Raw genomic sequence first — 17,403 nt, 5'->3', positions numbered from 1 at the left:
TCGTTCGCGCTCGGCGGGGTGGTCTTCATCTGCGTGTACGTCTTCATGTTCCTGACCCGCAAGAGGGGAGCTTCCTGTCATGACCGCCCCCGCTGGCAGCACCGCACGCAACCGCGCCCCGCGGCGGCACCTGCCCCTGCAGATCCTCCTCGGCTTCCTGCTCGTCTACTTCGTGATGCCGTTCTGGTGGGTCGTGGTCAACAGCTCGAAAGACGCTCCCGGGCTCTTCGGCGGTGGCAACACACTCTGGTTCTCCGGCGAGATCGACTACATCGGAAACCTGAGGGAGCTGTTCACCTACAACGGAGGGATCTACACCCGGTGGATCCTGAACTCCACGTTGTACGCCGTCGCCGGCGGCGTCGGTGCCACCGTCCTCGCCGTGATGGCCGGTTACGGGTTCGCCAAGTTCCGGTTCGGCGGCAGGCGGTTCAGCTTCGCCGTCATGCTGGGCGCGGTGATGGTCCCGGCGACCGCCCTGGTGATCCCCACGTTCATCATGTTTTCGAAGCTCGGCCTGACGAACACGATCTGGGCGGTGATACTCCCGTCACTGCTCAACCCGTTCGGCGTCTACCTGATCCACGTGTACGCGCGCGACGCCGTGCCCACCGAGCTGCTGGACGCGGCCCGGGTCGACGGCGCGGGCGAAGCGCGCACGTTCCTGCGGATCGCCCTTCCGCTGATGCGACCCGCGATCGTCACGGTGCTGCTGCTGTCCGTCGTGGCGTCCTGGAACAACTACTTCCTTCCGCTCGCGATGCTGTCGGACAACCGCCTGTTTCCGGTGACGGTGGGACTGGGCATGTGGCAGGGCATCGCCTCGGCGAACAACGCCGGCAGTACCTCGCTGTGGAGCCTCATCATCCTGGGCGCGCTCGTATCGGTGATCCCGCTCATCGTCGCCTTCTTCACCCTGCAACGCCACTGGCGCGGTGGGCTGTCCGTCGGCGGGTTGAGGTAGGAGGGCGAGAACAGGTTGGAATTCCGGGCCACCAGATACGGCAGCGGCACGACGCCGATGTGCGCGCCGTGGTGGCCCGGCCGGGCCGGCGTGGGGCCTAGCCAGCTCCACGCCGGCCCACACCCGGCCCACCGGCAGAACCACAGGCAGAAATGCCGGCGGGAAACTGCCCACCGCGGGGCGACGAATCTCACACGGCATGCCGCGGTCTCGGCTCTGACCTGCGCTTACTCCCGCTGCTCGGTCGACCGCCGGGGAGGCCGAAACGGTGCCGCTATCGCTGTGAAAACAGCGGATGCGCACACTCAGGGCACCAAATCTTTGATCACACGCCGAGTTGGAGAGCCATGTTGCGACACCGCCGTCTTCTGGCGTTCGGCACGCTCGGCGCCGTGCTGGCGACGCAGCTCATCGCCGGTGAGCCCGCTGGCGCCCGACCCACCGCACCGGTCAGCACCGCCGCGGCCCCAGCCGCGACGCCGGTCTCCACCGAACCGGGGCAGACCCGGGTGGTCACCCTGCTCACCGGCGACCGGGTCTCGGTCACCGCCGGACAGCTCACCGTCAGCCCCCGGGCCGGCGTTCAGTTTCTGCGCTTCCGGCGCGACGAGGCGGACTACATCGTCCCGTCCGACGCCATTGCCCTGCTGAAGGCGGACCGGCTGGACGACCGGCTGTTCAACGTGAGCGCGCTGCTGGACTTCGAGTTCGACAAGCTCTCGTACCTGCCCCTTGTGGTGTCGGACGCCGCGGCCGTGCGAGGACTGGCCACCGAGCAGCGGTTGGCGGCTGTGGACGGCTTCGCCACCAAGGTCCCGGTCACCGACCTGGCCACGACGTGGCAGACCACCAAGGCGTCCCTGACCGGAGGCAAAATCTGGCTCGACGGCGTACGCGAGTCCACGCTGGACGTCAGCGTGCCGATGATCGGCACACCGGCCGCGTGGGCGGCGGGCTACGACGGCACCGGCGTCACCGTGGCGGTGCTCGACACCGGCGTCGACGACACCCACCCGGACCTCGCCGGCTCGGTGGTGGCCCGGCGCAACTTCGTCACCGAGATGGAGACCGGCCTGGACCTCAACGGGCACGGCACCCACGTCGCGTCGACCATCGCCGGCAGCGGCGCCGCCTCGGGTGGGAGGTACAAGGGTGTGGCGCCCGGCGTGGACCTGCTGGACGGCAAGGTGTGCTGGAACGTCCAGGGTCGCGGCAACTGCTCGGACTCCGCCATCCTGGCCGCGATGCAGTGGGCGGCCGAGTCCGGTGCCAAGGTGGTCAACCTGAGCCTGGGCGGGCCGGACGAGATCGGCGTGGATCCGCTGGAGCAGGCCATCAACGACCTGTCGGCCGAGTACGGCACGCTGTTCGTCTGCTCCGCCGGCAACGTACCGCTCAAGCCGATCCCGGTCGGTTCGCCGTCCACCGCGGACGCCGCGCTGTCGGTGGCGAACTTCGACAAGACCGGCGCTCTGCATTGGAGTTCCCTGCAGGGTCCGCGGATCGGCGACTACGCGGTCAAGCCCGACATCGGAGGGCCCGGCACGGACATCTACGCTGCCCGCTCCCCCAGCGCGCTCGCGCACATGCCCGAGGGTCCGTACGTGCCGCTCACCGGTACCTCGATGGCCAGTCCGCACGTCGCGGGCGCCGCCGCCCTGCTGGCGCACGCCCACCCGGACTGGAAGGGTGGGCAGCTCAAGGAGACGCTGATGGCCAGCGCCGTGACCGCCCCCGACCTCGACGTCTTCGCCCAGGGCGCCGGCATCGTCAACGTGGCCCGGGCGCTCGGCCAGCAGGTCACGGTCACACCGGCTTCGCTGAGCGTCGGGGCGCTGGCGTGGCCGCACACCGAGGCGCCGACGGCGCGGACGATGACGTACCACAACCGCGGCGACGCGCCGCTCACGCTCGACCTGGCATTGGACGGCAACGCGCCGGACGGCCTGCTGGCGCTGAGCGCGACGACGGTCACCGTACCGGCCGGCGGCGACGCGAGCGTGGACGTCGTCGTCGACGAGACCGCGTCCGATGCCTATGGGTTCTACAGTGGACGGATCGTGGCGACGGGTGGTGCGGTGTCGCTGCGCACCCCGTTCAGCGTGTACCTCGAGCCGCCGGCGGCGACGCTGCGGGTCACCGCGATCGACCGCAACGGCAGCCCGCCGGCCAACGTGATGATGACGCTCATCAAGCCCGATCCGTCCAGCGCCGAAGACGCCGTCTACTACACCGCGAGCAGATCGCGCCGGGCACCGCTGAACAGCACCTGGCACATCACGGCGTACATCGTGGACGAGGACGGTACGACCACCATGGTGACCAGCAACAAGGTCGTCATCACCGGCGACATGGAGGTGGTCCTCGACGCGCGCAAGGCGCGGCCGCTGGACATCACGGTCCCGGATCCGCGGGCGAGCGCGTACAACGCCGCCGCGGTGGTCAACCGCACGGCCGACGGGCTCTACACGCACAGCGGCATCTCCGGCGACCTTCGCGCCCTGCGCACCGCGGATATCGGCCCGAAGGGCCTGCCGGGCGTCATCACCCAGGTCCACGCGGTGTTCCAGGCCAGGCCCGAGAAGGGTCGCGCTCCTTCCGTCTACCAGGTGGGCTGGCGGACCGAAGGGTCGTTCATCACCGGGCTCGTCAAGCACGTGAAACGCCGGGAACTCGCCACAGTGGACGTCGGGTACGCGCGGAACGCGACAGATGTGCGGGCCTGGCGTACCAACGCCATCTACGAGCCGTCGCTGGGCGGCGCGTTCCCGCTCACCAGCGACCTGCCGCCGGTGGTGGCACCAGCTCGGCGCACCGAGTACTACACCGGCGACCTGCGGTGGCGGTCCACGCTGCGCTTCCAGTCCACAGTGGATGACTCCCTCGTGCACGACCTCATGCAGGCGAAGGAGCCGAGCTACCGGTCGGGCCGCCGGTACGGCGAGCGGTGGAACGGCGCGGTGCTCAACACCACGCTGACACCGTTGTACGAAGGCTCGCCGGCGGTGGTCCGCCAGGGCGACACCTTCTGGGCGAACTTCGGCGCGTGGGCGGACGGGGAGGGTCATGTGGGCTTCCCCTACCCGGTGACCAACCACCACCTCAGCCTGCACCGCGGCGACGTCCTGCTGGGTGAGTTCACCGGCACGTTCGGCAACTTCGGCAACTGGGACGTGAGCGCCGAGCCGGCGACCTACCGGATGAGCTACTCGGCGGACCTGCCCGCACCGTTCCGGCTGTCGTCGCGCGTGGAGTCGGTGTGGACGTTCACCAGCTCGGCCGAGCAGCAGAACGAGCTGCCGCTCACCTCGGTGGGCTTCCGGCCCTCGCTGGGGCTGGAAAACAGCGCACGGGCCGGGAGCACCGTCGCCGTGCCGCTGACCTTCGCCCAGCAGGCGACCGCGGCCAAGGTGAGGTCGGTGTCGGTGTCCGTCTCGTTCGACGGCGGTGCGACGTGGTCGGCGGTGCCGGCGGTCAACCTGCTGGGGACGTACACGGCGGCTGTCTCGCACCCCCGAGGCAGGTCGGGCTTCGTCTCGCTGCGGGCGACCGCCGTGGACGCGAAGGGCAACTCGGTCACCACCACGGTGCTGCGGGCGTACCAGCTCACGTGACGGCTTGTTCCTGAGAGGGGTAGGGCGCCCCTCTCAGGCCGATCTCGGCGAGCCGGGCCAGCGACTGGTCGACCACCTCCGCGGGGCCGACCTGCCGGGCGAGCCGCACGGCGCGCCGCAGGTGGGCGCGTGCCTCGTCCACCCGCCCCAGCCGGGTCAACGCGTTACCGAGCCCGTACTGGCAGCGTGCCTCGCTCTGGCGTACACCGGAGCGCTGGACCATGGGCAACGCGGTCTGGAGGCTGTCCGCCGCGGGTTTCCAGCGGCCGAGCGCGAGGAGGCTCAGGCCGATGTTCAGCCGCAGGTGGGCGGCGGTGATGTCGCTGACCAGCGGGGACGGCGCACGACCGGGATCGGCCAGCAGCGCATCCAGCCGCCGGTACTGGTCAATGGCGTCGCGGTGCCGCCCGGCCTGGGCGAGGCTGGCGGCCAGCAGCGAGAGCCCTTGCGAGTACCCGTCCCACTCCACCGCCGCTTCGAACAGCGGCAGCGTGTGCCGGGCGGCCTCCTGCGCCCGCGCCGCGTCGCCGAGTCGCCGGGCGGCGGATCCGATGCACAGCCAGGACCAGCCCTGCTCCCGGAGGTCGCCCACCTCGCGGGCCAGCCGCATCGCCTCACGCGCCGGGGCGACGGCGGCCTCGTGCCGCAACGCGAAGGTCGTGTGCGCCCAGGCCAGGTAGTTGAGGTGGATCGCCCGGCCGCGCCAGTCGCCCAGTGCCTCGGCGGAGTTCGCCGACATCTGGAAGACCTCGAGCCAGGATCCCCAGTGCCTCCACCGCTCGGAAAACCAGTGCATGGCGTGGGCGACCGCCATCACGTCGGCGTGCCGGCCCGCGCCGTACGCCAGGCGCAGCGCGCCGAGCCAGTTCAGGCTCTCCTGTTCCAGCCAACGGCCGGCCTCTTCCGCGGAGGCCGGGGCGCCGGGCGTCGCCGCGGCGGGAACGCGGCCGGCGTAGGTGGGATCGAACCATCGCCCGGCCGCGATGGCGGTGTCGAGCAACCAGCTGACCATGGCGTCCTCGGCCCGCCGCCGTTCCAGCGGCGCCTCCTCCTCCAGGCGCGCCTTGGCAAAGAGCCTGATCAGGTCGTGGAGCCGGTAGCGGTCGCCGGCTCCCGGCTGGAGCAGCCCGAGCTCGGTCAGCTCCTCCAGCGCCGCCGCTGTCTCGCGGACGCTCAGCCCGGTCAGCTGAGCGGCCAGCTGCGGGTCGCAGTCCGGTCCGGGCACCAGGGACAGCCGGCGGATGGTCCGCGCGGCGTCCGGGGACAGCTGGCGGTAGGAGAGCATGAACGGGGCCGCCACCTGCAGATCCCCGGCGACGAGCCGTCCCATCCGCTCGTCCTGGTCGGCGAGCTGGCGCAGCAGGTACTCGATGCTCCAGTCGGGGCGGCTCAGCAGCCTGTTGCCCGCGATCCGCAGCGCCAGCGGCAGGTTGCCGCAGATGTCGGCGAGGCGGAACAGGGCCGCGTCGGGCTCGTCCCCGGTCCGCGGCCGGCCGATGATCCGTTGCAGGAGCGCGACCGCCTCACTGCGCGTCATGGTGGGCAGCGCCAGCCGCTCGACCGCCTCCAGGCCGGCGAGACCGCGGCGGCTGGTAACGATCGTCAGGGTCGCCCCGGCCCCGGGCAGCAGCGGGCGGACCTGTGCCTCGTTCGCGGCGTTGTCGAGAAGCAGCAGGAGGCGCCGCCCGCTGAGCATGGCGCGGTACTGGGCGCTTCGCGCGTCCTCGTCGCTCTGCACCTGACTTTCCTTCAGGCCGAGGGCGGTCAGCACGCGCAGCAACAGATCGGCCGGGCGCGGCGGCTCGGCGTCCAGGCCCCGCAGGTCGAGGAAGAGCACACCATCCGGGAACGACTCGGCGTACCGGCTGGCGACCTGGAGCATGAGTGCCGTCTTGCCCAGGCCGGGGGCGCCCGAGACGACAGCGACCGCGCCCGGCTGGTGCTCGACGAGCTGGCCCAGGCGGCGCAGCTGGCCGTCGCGGCCGGTGAAGTCGACGACCGCCCGTGGCGGTGCGAACGCCGCGGCCTGGCGCGGTGCCCGCCGGCCGCTACGGGCGGCTTGGCGCAGCTCGGCCGCCGCCGCGTCAGGCAGCGCCAGCGCCCGGACCAGAGCGTCGACGGTGCGCTGATGCGGCGCGAGGCTGCGCCCGCGCTCCACGTCGCTGATGGCCCGGACGCTGACCCGCGCCGCCGCGGCCAGCTCCTCGATCGTGAAGCCAGCCTCCACGCGCTGCCGCCGCAGCAGCAGCCCGAAGCGGTTCGGTCCGCTCATCCGCTACTCAATCTCTTGCCGTTCCGATCCTGCCTGTTCGAACCACCATGACCGGGGCGGCCCGAGAAGGTCAATCCGTCGGCGTGGTTCGAACGGCTTCCTGGCGATGTTCGAGCGACCAGGTCAAGGGTGGACGTCATGCGGCGGATGGTGGTTCGTTTCGCGGGTGAAGGGTCCGGTGTCGCAGACCTGAGCTGGGGGCAGCGCGAGATCCTGGGCGCCATGCAGCGGCAGCGGACCTGGATGCCGCTGCCCGACGCACAGCCGCTGCCGGCCGGCACGACGCTCGCGGACGTCGCGGACTGGGTGCGGTACCTGATGGGCACGCACCAGGTGTTGCGTACCAAGTTGCGGTTCGGCGCGGACGGCTCGGTCCAGCAGGTGCTGTACGGCTCCGGTGACATCGCGGTGGACGTCGTCGAGGCGGGGGACGAGGATCCGGCCGACGTGGCTCAACGGGTGGTCAGTCGATACGAGCGGTACTTCGAGCACGAGTTCGACCTCGCCCGCGACTGGCCGATCCTGGTGGCCTCGGTCCTGAAGGACGGGGTTCCCGTCCACCGGGTCATCGCCGTGTGCCACATCGTCTGGGATGCCCACGGCGCGCTCACGATGCTCGCCGACCTGCGACGGCGCGACACCGACGGCGGCACGTCGCCGGGGCCGACCACCGCGATGCAGCCGCTGGAGCAGGCCCGCTGGCAGAGTTCGGCCGCCGGGCGGCAGCACAACGAGAACGTGCTGCGGCACTGGGCGCAACTGTTGCGGCAGATGCCGGCCCAGCGGTTTCCCGCGCCGGTCGATTGCGGCGAACCGCGGCACTGGCTGGTGGAGCTCGTCTCACCCGCCATCGGCCTGGCGGTTCAGGCCATCCGGCACCGCACGCGAGCCGGCAGCGCGCAGGTGATCCTCACGCTATTTCTGATGTCGCTCGCGCGGGTGACCGGGATCAACCCGTCGGTCGCCCGCGTCGCGGTCAACAACCGGTTCCGGCGCGGGCTGGCCGACTCGGTCAGCGTCACCACGCAGTACGGCCTGTGCCTGGTCGACCTCGCCGGCGTCACCTTCGACGAGGCGCTGGACCGGGTCAGCCGCCGGGTGATTCCGGCCTTCAAGAACGCCTACTACGACCCTGTGCGGGTAGCCGAGCTCGTCGAGCGCATCGGCCGCGAGCGCGGCGAGGAGCTGGACATCCACTGCTACTACAACGACCGCAGGCTGAGCATCGAGGACCGGCCGGTCGTCCATCCACCCGCGTCGAGCCAGGTGTTGGCGGCTCGGTCCGCGTGCGCTGTCGACCAGCAGCCACTGGCCCGGGCCAGCGAGCGGCTCTTCGCCGCCGTCGAGGAGCTACCCGGCTCGTTCCGCATGACCCTCGAGGCGGACACGTGGTACCTGTCACGCGAGGCGATGGTCGCATGGGCCCACGCGATGGAGGCGACCGCCGTGGCCGCGGCGGTCGCCTCCTCCGTACCCCGGTCAGTTGCGTAGGCTCCACTGCTGGTTCGCGCCGCCGTTGCAGGACCAGAGGATGATCTTCGTACCGTTTGCGGTGGCGGCGCCGTTGGCATCGAGGCAGAGTCCGGATTGGACGTTCGTGACCGTGCCGTTGGCGTTGAAGTTCCACTGCTGGTTCAGCCCGCCGTGGCAGTCCCAGATGGCCACGACGGTGCCGTTGGCCGTGCCCGCGCCGTACGCGTCAAGGCACTTGTTTCCGTACACGGTGAGCTGCTTGCCCGCGGTGTAGGACCACCGCTGGTTCGCGCCGCTTGCGCAGTCCCACAGCTGCACCTGGGTGCCGTTTGTGGTCGTGGAGTTGGGCACGTCGACACAGCGGCCCGACTGCCCGCCGGCGAGTTGGCCGGCTTGCTGGCTGCCGCCACCGCTTTGCTGCCGCACGATCGACTTGGACTCAGGGGATCGGTTCCCTTGAGCGTCGACGACGAAGAGGCGGTACTCCCCCTGCGTCGCTGGAACGGCGATGGACCGGGCGGTGCCGTCCGCTCGGGTCATCGTCGGGCCCGCGGTGAACGTGCTGGTGCCGGAGGGGGCCAACCAGATCGTCCTGGTCGCATCGCCGGTGCTGCGGACCGGGATCGTCGCACTCGCGCTGGTGACGAACGTGCTGGCCGGCAGCACGTGGTCGGCCACGGAGAAATTGCTCGCCGGGACGATGCCACGGAACGCGTCCTCGAGTCCGGAGTTGACGGCGATGCCATATGCCGCCGCCGGCCACACATAGTCGGAGGAAACGACAATGTCCTGGATGGTGCTGTTCGGCAAATTTTTGTTGGAGACCTTGTTGATGGGGCCGTAGATCTGCGTGATGCTCAGGTCGTGCTTGCGACCGAAGTCGTCCGAGTTGATGAGCCACGTGACATTCTTGTCGACGCTCAGGACGTTGTCGCGGAATGTCATGTACGCCGAGCCCTCATCGGGGTGAAGTCCGTACTTGTGACCGGCCGGAACACCTTGGAGATAGTTGCTGTGGACCGTGGTCCCCGGCTGGCTGCCCAGTGTGTAGATGGGAGCGGTGTCGCTGAGGCGCTGCACCGTGTCGATGATGTGGTTGTGGCTGATGGTGTTGTTTCTCGCCGTCGTGGTCGGCCTGTTGGGCGCGATCGAGCCCGACGACCCGTCGAAGTTCCACCATCCCCAGCCGAGCGTGATGCCCGACCACGGCGCCTTCTCGATCCGGTTGTACTGGATCGTGAGAGTGTCGGCGAAGTACGCGGAGATGGGGCTGTGCCCGTTGAAGAGCACGGCACTGTCGTAGATGTAGTTGTTCTTGATCTCGATGTTCTTCGGCAGCCCTTCGACCTGGGCGGTGTACTTCTCGCGGTTGGTCGACGTGTGGTCGCCGATGTAGACGTGCTGCGGATGGCCCACGACCACGGCGGATCCGGCGATGTCGTTGGTGAAGTTGCCGATCAGCTGCGTGTTCTGCACGTCGTTTACCATGCTGATGCCGTCGGCGCCGGTGTGCTGGATGCGGTTGCGCTCGAGGATCAGCCCGTCGGCGTTCTGGATCTGGACGATGCCGGGGGCGACGTCGACGTTGCGGTAGTAGTAGACGTGGAAGTTTCCCTTCGCGTATGCGAGTGCTCCCAGGTTGCCCTGTTGCGCCTGCTTGAACGCGGAGCCGGCAACGTTGAAGAGGTTCCAGTCCGAGTGCTGCACGGTGAGGCCGGAAAACGTGATGTTGCGGACGTGACTACTCGTCGAGGTGCCGGCGACCTGCAACACAGTGGAAACGTTGTTCGGCGCGAAGACCGTCGCGGTCGCCATGTTTTCCGCGCTGGCCTTGTAGTAGTACAAGGTTCGGGCGGTCTTGTCGAAGAAGAACTCGCCCGCCGTGTCCAGGAACTCATAGGCATTCATAACCTTGTGGCTGCCGCCGACCTGAGCGTTGCCGTTGAACGCGCCTTGGGCGATGGCGGCACCGGGCTGCTGAAACAGCGCCACGCGGCTCGCGCCGTCGGCGGTCGTGGTCACCTGGCGGACTCCCACGATCGCGGTGGTCCACGTGGTCGCCGTCTCAATCTCGATATCGTCCTGGTTGCGCGGGACGACGGGGAAGTCGGCGAGGCTGTACCTCGCACCGTCGCACTGTGAGCCTGACTCCCACGCCCATGCGGCCTGCCCCGCCGTGATGTTGTACGTCCCGTGGCATCCCGCCGAGCTGATCGTCTTCGAGGCCATGTACGCCCGCTTGCCGTTGACGTAGAGCGCGCGCAACTTGTTTGCCCTGTCGAGTGGGGCCTTCCAGATGTTGCCGCTGTGCTGGGTCCATCCGGTCACCTGGGTGCCGCCGTCGAGGACCGGCGTCTCGTTGGGATGCGCGGCATAGACAACGCGGTAGCCGTTGGTGCCGGAGTCACTCGGCCCGAACTGTATCGCGCTGGTCACCGGATACGTTCCGCCGCGCAGATACACGTAGATGTCGCCGGTCATGTTGGCATTAATCGTGCGAACGGCGTCGCGCGCGCGTTGCACGGTCCTGAATGGCGACGCGATGGTGCCGGGGTTGGTGTCGCTGCCGTCGGGAGCGACGTAGTAGGTCGCCTGGACCGCGGCCGAGGCGGGCGATGGACGTGCCACCGCGGCCGCCATTGCGGCGGAGGCGAGCACCGCGACGGCCAGCAGTGACATTGCGGCATTGGAAACGGCTGACTTCACGCGCTTTCCTTCCACGTTGCACCGGGCGGTCCTGGCCGGGGCAGTCAGAACGGATGCGACACCAGGCATCGATACACGTGAGATTGCCAGATTGTTTCCAGCCGAGGCAAGGCGACTTTCGAAGCCGGCCATCCATAACACATTCTCGGTACCCGAATAGAAACCCGCGTCGTACCCGTAGGGGGCGTACCGCGATCGCAGTACGCGCCAGTGTCTGCGGCTGGACGATGTTGCCCGCGCCGTCCTTGGCGAGTCTTGGGCCATCGCAGGAAAACAGCCGGAGGTGGCACATGATCGAGGTGAACGACCTCAGCAAACGGTACGGCGAGAAGCTCGCGGTCGACTCGTTGAGCTTCGCCGTACGGCCGGGCGTGGTCACCGGCTTTCTGGGGCCCAACGGGGCGGGCAAGTCGACGACGATGCGGATCATCATGGGGCTGGACCGGCCCACGCTGGGGCGGGTGCGTGTCAACGGCCGCTCGTACGCGCAGCTCAAGGCCCCGTTGCAGGAGATCGGGGCGCTGCTGGAGGCGAAGGCGATCCACCCCGGCCGCTCGGCGTACCACCATCTGCTGTCCTTGGCGGCGAGCAACGGCATCGGCAAGGGGCGGGTGCTCGACGTCATCGACATGGTCGGTCTGACCGAGGTGGCGCGCAAGCGGGCCGGCGGGTTCTCGCTCGGCATGGGGCAGCGGCTGGGCATCGCCTCGGCACTGCTCGGCGACCCGCGGATCGTCATGCTGGACGAGCCGGTCAACGGGCTCGACCCCGAAGGGGTGCTGTGGATCCGCAACCTGCTCAAGAGCCTTGCCGGGCAGGGGCGGACGGTGTTCGTCTCCTCGCACCTGATGAGCGAGATGGCGCTGATCGCCGAGGACCTCATCGTGATCGGGCGGGGACGGCTGCTGTCCGCCGGCCCGATGGCCGAGTTCATCGCGCAGGCGTCGAGCCGCAGCGTGCTGGTGCGTTCGCCGCAGGCCGCCGCCCTCCGCGGTGTGCTGCTCGGCGACGGCGTCACGGTCACCAACGCGGAGCCGGGCGTGCTGGAGGTCACCGGGCTTGATCCCGCGGACATCGGTGAACGCGCGGCCGCCGCCGGCCTCGTGCTGCACGAGCTGTCGCCGCGGGAGGCATCCCTGGAAGAGGCGTTCATGGAGCTCACCCGCGACGCCGTCGAGTACCACGCCACCACCGGCACGCTGGCCACCGCCGGAAGGACGAGCCGATGACCACCGCCGAACTGCGGGTCACGCCACCGCGAGTCGTCCGCATGGAGTGGATCAAGTTCTGGTCGCTGCGTTCCACGATCTACACGTTGGCGATCACCGCGCTGCTGACGATCGGGATAGGGACGCTCATCAGCGCCGTCATCGGCACCGGGGACGACGGGCCCGGCCAGGACGACTTCAGCGATCCGGCCTCGATCAGCCTGAGCGGCGTGATGCTCGCCGCGCTCGCCATCGCGGCGCTCGGCGTGCTGATGAGTACCGGCGAATACGCCTCAGGGATGATCCGGGCCACGCTGGCGGCGGTACCGGCGCGCCTGCCTGTGTTGTGGGCCAAGGCGATCGTCTTCGCCGCGGTGAGCTTCATCCTGATGCTCGCCACCTCGCTGGCGGCCTTTCTGGCCGGCCAGGCGATCCTCTCCTCCCGGGGCTTCAGTAGCGTCGCCCTCTCCGATCCGGGGGTGTTCCGGGCGGTTGTCGGCGCGGCGGTCTACCTGACCGGTGCCGGGCTGATCGGGCTGGCCGTGGGCGCGCTGCTGCGCAACACCGCGGGCGCGATCACGACCGTGGTCGGCGCGCTGTTCGTGCTGCCGGTACTCATCCAGCTCCTTCCGGCCAGCTGGAACGACGCCATCTCGCCGTACCTGCCCTCGAACGCCGCCGGGTCGTTCATGGCGGTCGAAGCCGCCAGCCCGTCACTTTCCGCCTGGCCCGGGCTGGCCGTCTTCGCCGGCTACATCGCCGTGCTGCTGGCCGGCGCCGCCATCCTGCTGAAGCGCCGCGACGCGTGACAGTACGGTGACTACATGATCGGCCCGGCGTGGCTGCGGCGGGTGAACCGCGAGCACCCGCACCTGCTCGACGCTGCCCTCGCCACCTTTGTGGCGGGGGTCGGCGTGCTGCCGCTGGTGTTCGGATTCGGCCCCGACGAAGCCCAGGCGACCGACGCCGACGCCGTGGCCGCCGGGATCGCGTTCGCGCTGCTGCTGGCCCGGCGCCGGGCGCCGCTGGCCGTGCTGTCACTCGCGATCCTCAGCCTGATCGTGGTCACCGCCACGTCCGGCGACGAGACGCCGATACTCGAGGCCACCGCGCTCATCGCGGTCTACACCGTCACCCGGACCGCCAGCCGGCGGACCGCGTTGCTCGCGGCCCTCGCCACGGCCGCCAGCCTCTACACGATCAACGCCGTCTCGATCGGTTCGCTCAACCACCCCGAGAGCCTGGGGGCGATCGCCTGGACCGGGATGGCCGCCGCCATCGGCGGGACGGTCCGCACCTGGCGCGACTACCTCGCCGCGACCGAGGAACGCGCGCTTCGCGCCGAGGCGACCAAGGAGGAAGAGGCCCGGCGCCGGGTCGCCGAGGAGCGACTGCGCATCGCCCGCGAGCTGCACGACGTGATCGCCCACCACATCGCCTTGATCAATGTCCAGGCCGGGGTGGCCAGCCACGTCCTGCGCAGCCAGCCCGACCAGGCCGACGAGGCGCTCGGCCACATCCGCGAGGCTGGCCGCACGGTCCTGGACGAGCTGGGCTCCCTGCTGTACGTGCTGCGCCAGTCCGGGGAGGAGCCACAGCCGACCGAGCCCATCCCGGGCCTGTCCCGGCTCGGCCACCTCGTGGAGACGCTGACCGCCGCCGGACTGCGGGTCCAGCACCGGCAGTCCGGCCAGCCGCGGCCGGTGCCGATCGCCACCGACCTGGCCGCGTACCGGATCATCCAGGAAGGGCTGACGAACGCGCACAAGCACGGCGCGGGCGGGGCGCGGCTGCTGGTCGACTACCGCCCGGACACGCTGCACATCGAGATTCGCAACGCCGTGCCCTCCCACCCGTCCACGACCGCCGGCACCGGAAACGGGCTGGCCGGCATGCGCGAACGCGCCCACGCCGCCGGCGGCACCCTGGACGTGGGGCCGCAGCCGGACGGCACGTTCCGCCTCGACGCCCGACTCCCCTTGCCCGAGCTACCGGCCGCCAGCCACACCGCCGCCGTGGAGGCCACCGGATGAGCATCCGCGTGCTACTCGCCGACGACCAGACCCTCATCCGGGCCGGGTTCCGCATGCTGATCCAGAACGCACCCGACCTGGAGGTCGTGGGCGAGGCGACGAACGGGCACGAGGCGGTGCGGCTGGCCCGCGAGACCCACGCCGACGTCGTCCTGATGGACATCCGCATGCCCGACCTGGACGGCCTCGCCGCCACCCGGGCCATCACCGCCGACGAGACCCTGGCCGGGGTACGGGTGCTGATCCTGACCACGTTCGAGGCCGACGAGTACGTGTTCCAGGCTCTGCGCAGCGGGGCCAGCGGCTTCCTCGGCAAAGGCGTCGAGCCGGCCGACCTGCTCGACGCCATCCGGGTCGTCGCCGGTGGCGAGGCACTGCTGTCGCCGAAGGCCACCAAGGCGCTCATCGCCCGGTACCTCGCCAGTCCCGAACCGGCCGCCGGCGACGCACCGGCCGCGCTGGCCACCCTGACCGAACGCGAGCGCGAGGTGCTCACCCTCGTCGCCGCCGGACTCTCCAACGACGCGATCGCCGCACGCCTCTACGTGTCCCCACTGACCGCGAAGACGCACGTCAACAGGATCATGGCGAAGCTGAGTGTGCGGGACCGGGCCCAACTCGTCGTACTCGCCTACCAGACCGGCTTCGCCCGCTCCCCCTCCTGACGGCCGGCCGCACGCCGCGCTGGGGTTCCTCGTCGTCGTCGGGCCGGCGAGCACTTCGGAGCCGTACCCCTGATGGTCATGGCATTGAAGCTTGACCCAGTGCCGCCGCGACGATGCGGATGGCCTCGGTGGGGTTGATGCCGAGGCTGGTGACGACCGCCGCGTAGTCGCGGGCGGCGCGGTGGGCCTGCTCGAGCGCGTGCTCGCCGGCGGCCGAGACGAATGAGCCGGCCCGTCCGCGTGTCTCGATCAGGCCAGCCTCCTCCAGCTCCCGGTAGGCGCGAGCGACGGTGTTCACGGCGAGGCCGAGGTCAGCGGCGAGCCGGCGGACCGTGGGCAGTCTGGTGCCGACGGCGAGCGAGCGGTCCTGGATCTGGCTCGCGAGCTGGACGCGGAGCTGCTCGTACGGCGGCGTCGGCGAGGCCGCGTCGATGACGATCATCGGTTGGCCCGCGCACGCCGCGCCGCCGAGCGGTCAGCCTCGCCCATGCCACCATCTCCCAATGTCGCAAGCATCGTCTCAACAAGATGAGTCATAACACGGCTGGCTACCTACTACATACTGTAGTAAGTTCTGGGTACGGACCTCGGATTGGTGGACGGCAGTGAGTGCTGGTGGGGCGGATCTACGGCGCGGGCGGGCACGCCGCCGTCGCGGGTCCGCCACGGCTGTCCGATGCGTCGGGAGCCGGATCGGCGCGGGCGACGGCACGCGCCCGTTGAGCGGCAGCCCGCGCACAGCCGCGGTCGTGCACGTTCTCGGCGCGTGCCTGCTGGTGATCTGGCGGCGCCGCGCGGCGTGACAGCGCGGCTCAGCCGCGGCGCCGGATGGTGGCCACCACGCCCTGGCCGCCGGCTTCCGGATGGGGCTCGACGACGTAGGTCGCGAGTGCCGCCTTCCACATGTGCTTCTCGTCGGGGATGACGTGGGTCCGCACCAGCCAGATTCGCCCGGTGGCGTCCGGTTCGGTGGCGAGTTTCTGGGCGCGGGCCACGGCCGCCTGGGTTGCCTCGCCGGTACGGTCCGCCACGACCACGATCCTGGACCTGTCTGGGTACCCGGGTGTCCATCCGACCGCGAGGTAGGCGTTGCGCTCCAGGACGGGCCGGTCGGATGTCCAGTAGAGCGCGAAGCCGAAGCTGCCGAGCGTGTTGACCACGATGACGTCGCCGGCCTGCCGGTGGGCCTCGATGTAGCGGACCCCGGCCCGGATGTCGCCCTGGGCGGTCTCGTGGGCGGGCGTCTTCTTGTCGGGGTCGTCGAGCCGCAGCCAGTCGCGGTTGGCGTTCGCGAACGTGAGGAACACCGCCACCACCACGACGGCGGCAGCCACGGTCCGCGGCCCCGGCCGGGAGCGACCGAACGCCCGCGCGACCGCCATCGCGGCACCCGCCACGCCGAGGCCGGCAAGAGTCGCGAGGAGCACCAGGAAGAAGTGGGACGTGCGCAGGTCGAGGAGGGGGTACGCCCCGGTGAGGCCGAGCACGACCAGGGCCACCGGCAGCAGCGCGAGTGCCACCGCGGTCGCCGGCCGGCCGGTCCGGGCGATCACGAGCACGCCCGCGGCGGCGAGCACGAGCAGCAGCGGCCAGGGCATCCCGAGGAAGTGCTGCAGCTCCGACATGCGCAGGCCGAGGTACTCCCCCAGGTCGTCGAGGTCGGGGAAGTAGTCGGCCCAGTAGGACTGCAGCGACTGGTTGCGGCCGCGGGTGGTGACGCCCAGGTACACCAGCAGCACCGCCGCGCCCGCCGCTGCCGTGGTGACCAGCGCTTCGACGAGCCGGCGCCACTGCCGGCGGGCCAGTGTGGTGATGATCAGTCCACTGGCCACGCAGATCGCCATGATGGCGGTCGGGTGGCTGATCAGCATGCCGGCAGCGATGACGGCGACGATCGCCGCCAGGCGCCGGCGCGACCAGCGGCGCTCGGTGACGGAGAGCAGCGTGATCAGGGCGAGTGCGACCGCGGCGTCGGCCGTGTACTGCTTGAGGTCGTGCCGCAGGTGCCCGGCCGGAAGCATGATCACACCAGCCGCCGCGGCCAGGCCGGCGAGCACACCCTCCGGCTTGGACGCCCAGCCGAGGGACCGTCCGAACGCGTACGCGATGAGGACCGCGGCCACCAGGAAGGCGAACGGGAGCAGCCGCAGGCGTTCCACGCCTGGCACGAGGCGGAGCAGGGCCGTCCAGCCGAGCGGCGTGGAGGCGGTGGCAGCGGGCAGGTCGGCCAACGGCAACCGCACCGACAGGGCGACCCATGCCTCGTCCAGCCAGTAGTGGGCGCGGATCATCGCGGGGATGTCGTGGACGGCGAGCAGCAGCACGACGGTCAGCACCGCGGCGGCGGCGTCGGCGATGCGCGGGCGGATGCCGGCCAGGGCGCGGGCGGACCACCGGCCACGCTCCGCGGCCGGTGACGCCGCCGGATCGCTCCGGGTGGCGGAGACGGTGTCCATCGCGGGCCTACG

The 17,403-nt window shown here is 70.3% G+C and carries 11 protein-coding genes; 7 read left to right on the top strand and 4 right to left on the bottom strand.

The features are described 5' to 3' along the window. Nucleotides 1-79 precede the first annotated feature (79 nt). Both Phou_RS25580 and Phou_RS25575 read left to right on the top strand, forming a co-directional pair. Nucleotides 80-964: a carbohydrate ABC transporter permease gene (locus tag Phou_RS25580; RefSeq protein WP_173059839.1), complete on the top strand. Its 885-nt coding sequence runs from the start codon at nt 80-82 to the stop codon at nt 962-964. 347 nt (nt 965-1,311) lie between these two features. Next, nucleotides 1,312-4,578 carry a S8 family peptidase gene (locus Phou_RS25575; protein WP_173059836.1) on the top strand — a complete coding sequence of 1,089 codons (3,267 nt, stop codon included), beginning with the start codon at nt 1,312-1,314 and terminating at the stop codon, nt 4,576-4,578. Here Phou_RS25575 and Phou_RS25570 read toward each other — a convergent pair. Beyond that, a complete protein-coding gene (locus tag Phou_RS25570) occupies nt 4,571-6,850 on the bottom strand; it encodes a tetratricopeptide repeat protein (RefSeq protein ID WP_173059832.1) in 2,280 nt (759 codons plus the stop codon). The genes Phou_RS25575 and Phou_RS25570 overlap by 8 nt on opposite strands. 138 nt (nt 6,851-6,988) lie before the next feature. On the opposite strand from Phou_RS25570, the gene Phou_RS25565 reads away from it, so the two are divergent. Next, on the top strand, nt 6,989-8,341 hold the full coding sequence (locus Phou_RS25565; RefSeq protein WP_173059829.1) for a condensation domain-containing protein: 1,353 nt from the start codon (nt 6,989-6,991) through the stop codon (nt 8,339-8,341). Here the strand turns inward: Phou_RS25565 and Phou_RS25560 are convergent. Next, nucleotides 8,330-11,002 (bottom strand): ricin-type beta-trefoil lectin domain protein, encoded by a 2,673-nt coding sequence (locus Phou_RS25560; protein WP_371872230.1) that lies wholly within the window; start codon nt 11,000-11,002, stop codon nt 8,330-8,332. The two genes, Phou_RS25565 and Phou_RS25560, sit on opposite strands and share 12 nt — an antisense overlap. A gap of 317 nt (nt 11,003-11,319) precedes the next feature. Between Phou_RS25560 and Phou_RS25555 the strand changes: the two genes are divergently transcribed. Genes Phou_RS25555 through Phou_RS25540 form a run of 4 tightly spaced genes read left to right on the top strand, consistent with a single transcriptional unit; the run spans nt 11,320 to nt 14,935 of the window. After that, the gene (locus Phou_RS25555; protein WP_173059826.1) at nt 11,320-12,258 is read left to right on the top strand and encodes an ATP-binding cassette domain-containing protein; all 939 of its coding nucleotides are present in this window, start codon (nt 11,320-11,322) and stop codon (nt 12,256-12,258) included. After that, on the top strand, nt 12,255-13,046 hold the full coding sequence (locus tag Phou_RS25550; RefSeq protein ID WP_173059823.1) for an ABC-2 transporter permease: 792 nt from the start codon (nt 12,255-12,257) through the stop codon (nt 13,044-13,046). Before Phou_RS25555 ends, Phou_RS25550 begins: the two co-directional genes overlap by 4 nt. Nucleotides 13,047-13,061: 15 nt before the next feature. Continuing rightward, the gene (locus Phou_RS25545; protein WP_173059820.1) at nt 13,062-14,270 is read left to right on the top strand and encodes a sensor histidine kinase; all 1,209 of its coding nucleotides are present in this window, start codon (nt 13,062-13,064) and stop codon (nt 14,268-14,270) included. Continuing rightward, nucleotides 14,267-14,935, top strand: coding sequence for a response regulator (locus tag Phou_RS25540; RefSeq protein WP_173059817.1), 669 nt, complete (start codon nt 14,267-14,269; stop codon nt 14,933-14,935). The genes Phou_RS25545 and Phou_RS25540 overlap by 4 nt, the downstream gene beginning before the upstream one ends. A 76-nt stretch (nt 14,936-15,011) precedes the next feature. Here Phou_RS25540 and Phou_RS25535 read toward each other — a convergent pair whose 3' ends face one another. Both Phou_RS25535 and Phou_RS25530 read right to left on the bottom strand, forming a co-directional pair. Beyond that, the gene (locus Phou_RS25535; protein ID WP_173059814.1) at nt 15,012-15,377 is read right to left on the bottom strand and encodes a GntR family transcriptional regulator; all 366 of its coding nucleotides are present in this window, start codon (nt 15,375-15,377) and stop codon (nt 15,012-15,014) included. Between the two features lie 370 nt (nt 15,378-15,747). Continuing rightward, entirely contained in the window at nt 15,748-17,391 is a 1,644-nt protein-coding gene (locus Phou_RS25530) for a DUF6541 family protein (RefSeq protein ID WP_173059811.1), read from the bottom strand. Nucleotides 17,392-17,403 lie beyond the last annotated feature (12 nt).

The organism is Phytohabitans houttuyneae, from assembly GCF_011764425.1.
GTDB lineage: Bacteria > Actinomycetota > Actinomycetes > Mycobacteriales > Micromonosporaceae > Phytohabitans > Phytohabitans houttuyneae.
This window is presented reverse-complemented; position numbering and strand designations above follow the sequence as displayed.

Excerpts from the sequence above, each read along its gene's own strand:
- Phou_RS25535 (WP_173059814.1), bottom strand. The coding sequence starts at position 15,377 with ATGATCGTCATCGACGCGGCCTCGCCGACGCCGCCGTACGAGCAGCTC.
- Phou_RS25570 (WP_173059832.1), bottom strand. The coding sequence starts at position 6,850 with ATGAGCGGACCGAACCGCTTCGGGCTGCTGCTGCGGCGGCAGCGCGTG.
- Phou_RS25540 (WP_173059817.1), top strand. The coding sequence starts at position 14,267 with ATGAGCATCCGCGTGCTACTCGCCGACGACCAGACCCTCATCCGGGCC.
- Phou_RS25560 (WP_371872230.1), bottom strand. The coding sequence starts at position 11,002 with ATGTCACTGCTGGCCGTCGCGGTGCTCGCCTCCGCCGCAATGGCGGCC.
- Phou_RS25575 (WP_173059836.1), top strand. The coding sequence starts at position 1,312 with ATGTTGCGACACCGCCGTCTTCTGGCGTTCGGCACGCTCGGCGCCGTG.
- Phou_RS25545 (WP_173059820.1), top strand. The coding sequence starts at position 13,062 with ATGATCGGCCCGGCGTGGCTGCGGCGGGTGAACCGCGAGCACCCGCAC.
- Phou_RS25550 (WP_173059823.1), top strand. The coding sequence starts at position 12,255 with ATGACCACCGCCGAACTGCGGGTCACGCCACCGCGAGTCGTCCGCATG.
- Phou_RS25580 (WP_173059839.1), top strand. The coding sequence starts at position 80 with ATGACCGCCCCCGCTGGCAGCACCGCACGCAACCGCGCCCCGCGGCGG.
- Phou_RS25555 (WP_173059826.1), top strand. The coding sequence starts at position 11,320 with ATGATCGAGGTGAACGACCTCAGCAAACGGTACGGCGAGAAGCTCGCG.
- Phou_RS25565 (WP_173059829.1), top strand. The coding sequence starts at position 6,989 with ATGCGGCGGATGGTGGTTCGTTTCGCGGGTGAAGGGTCCGGTGTCGCA.
- Phou_RS25530 (WP_173059811.1), bottom strand. The coding sequence starts at position 17,391 with ATGGACACCGTCTCCGCCACCCGGAGCGATCCGGCGGCGTCACCGGCC.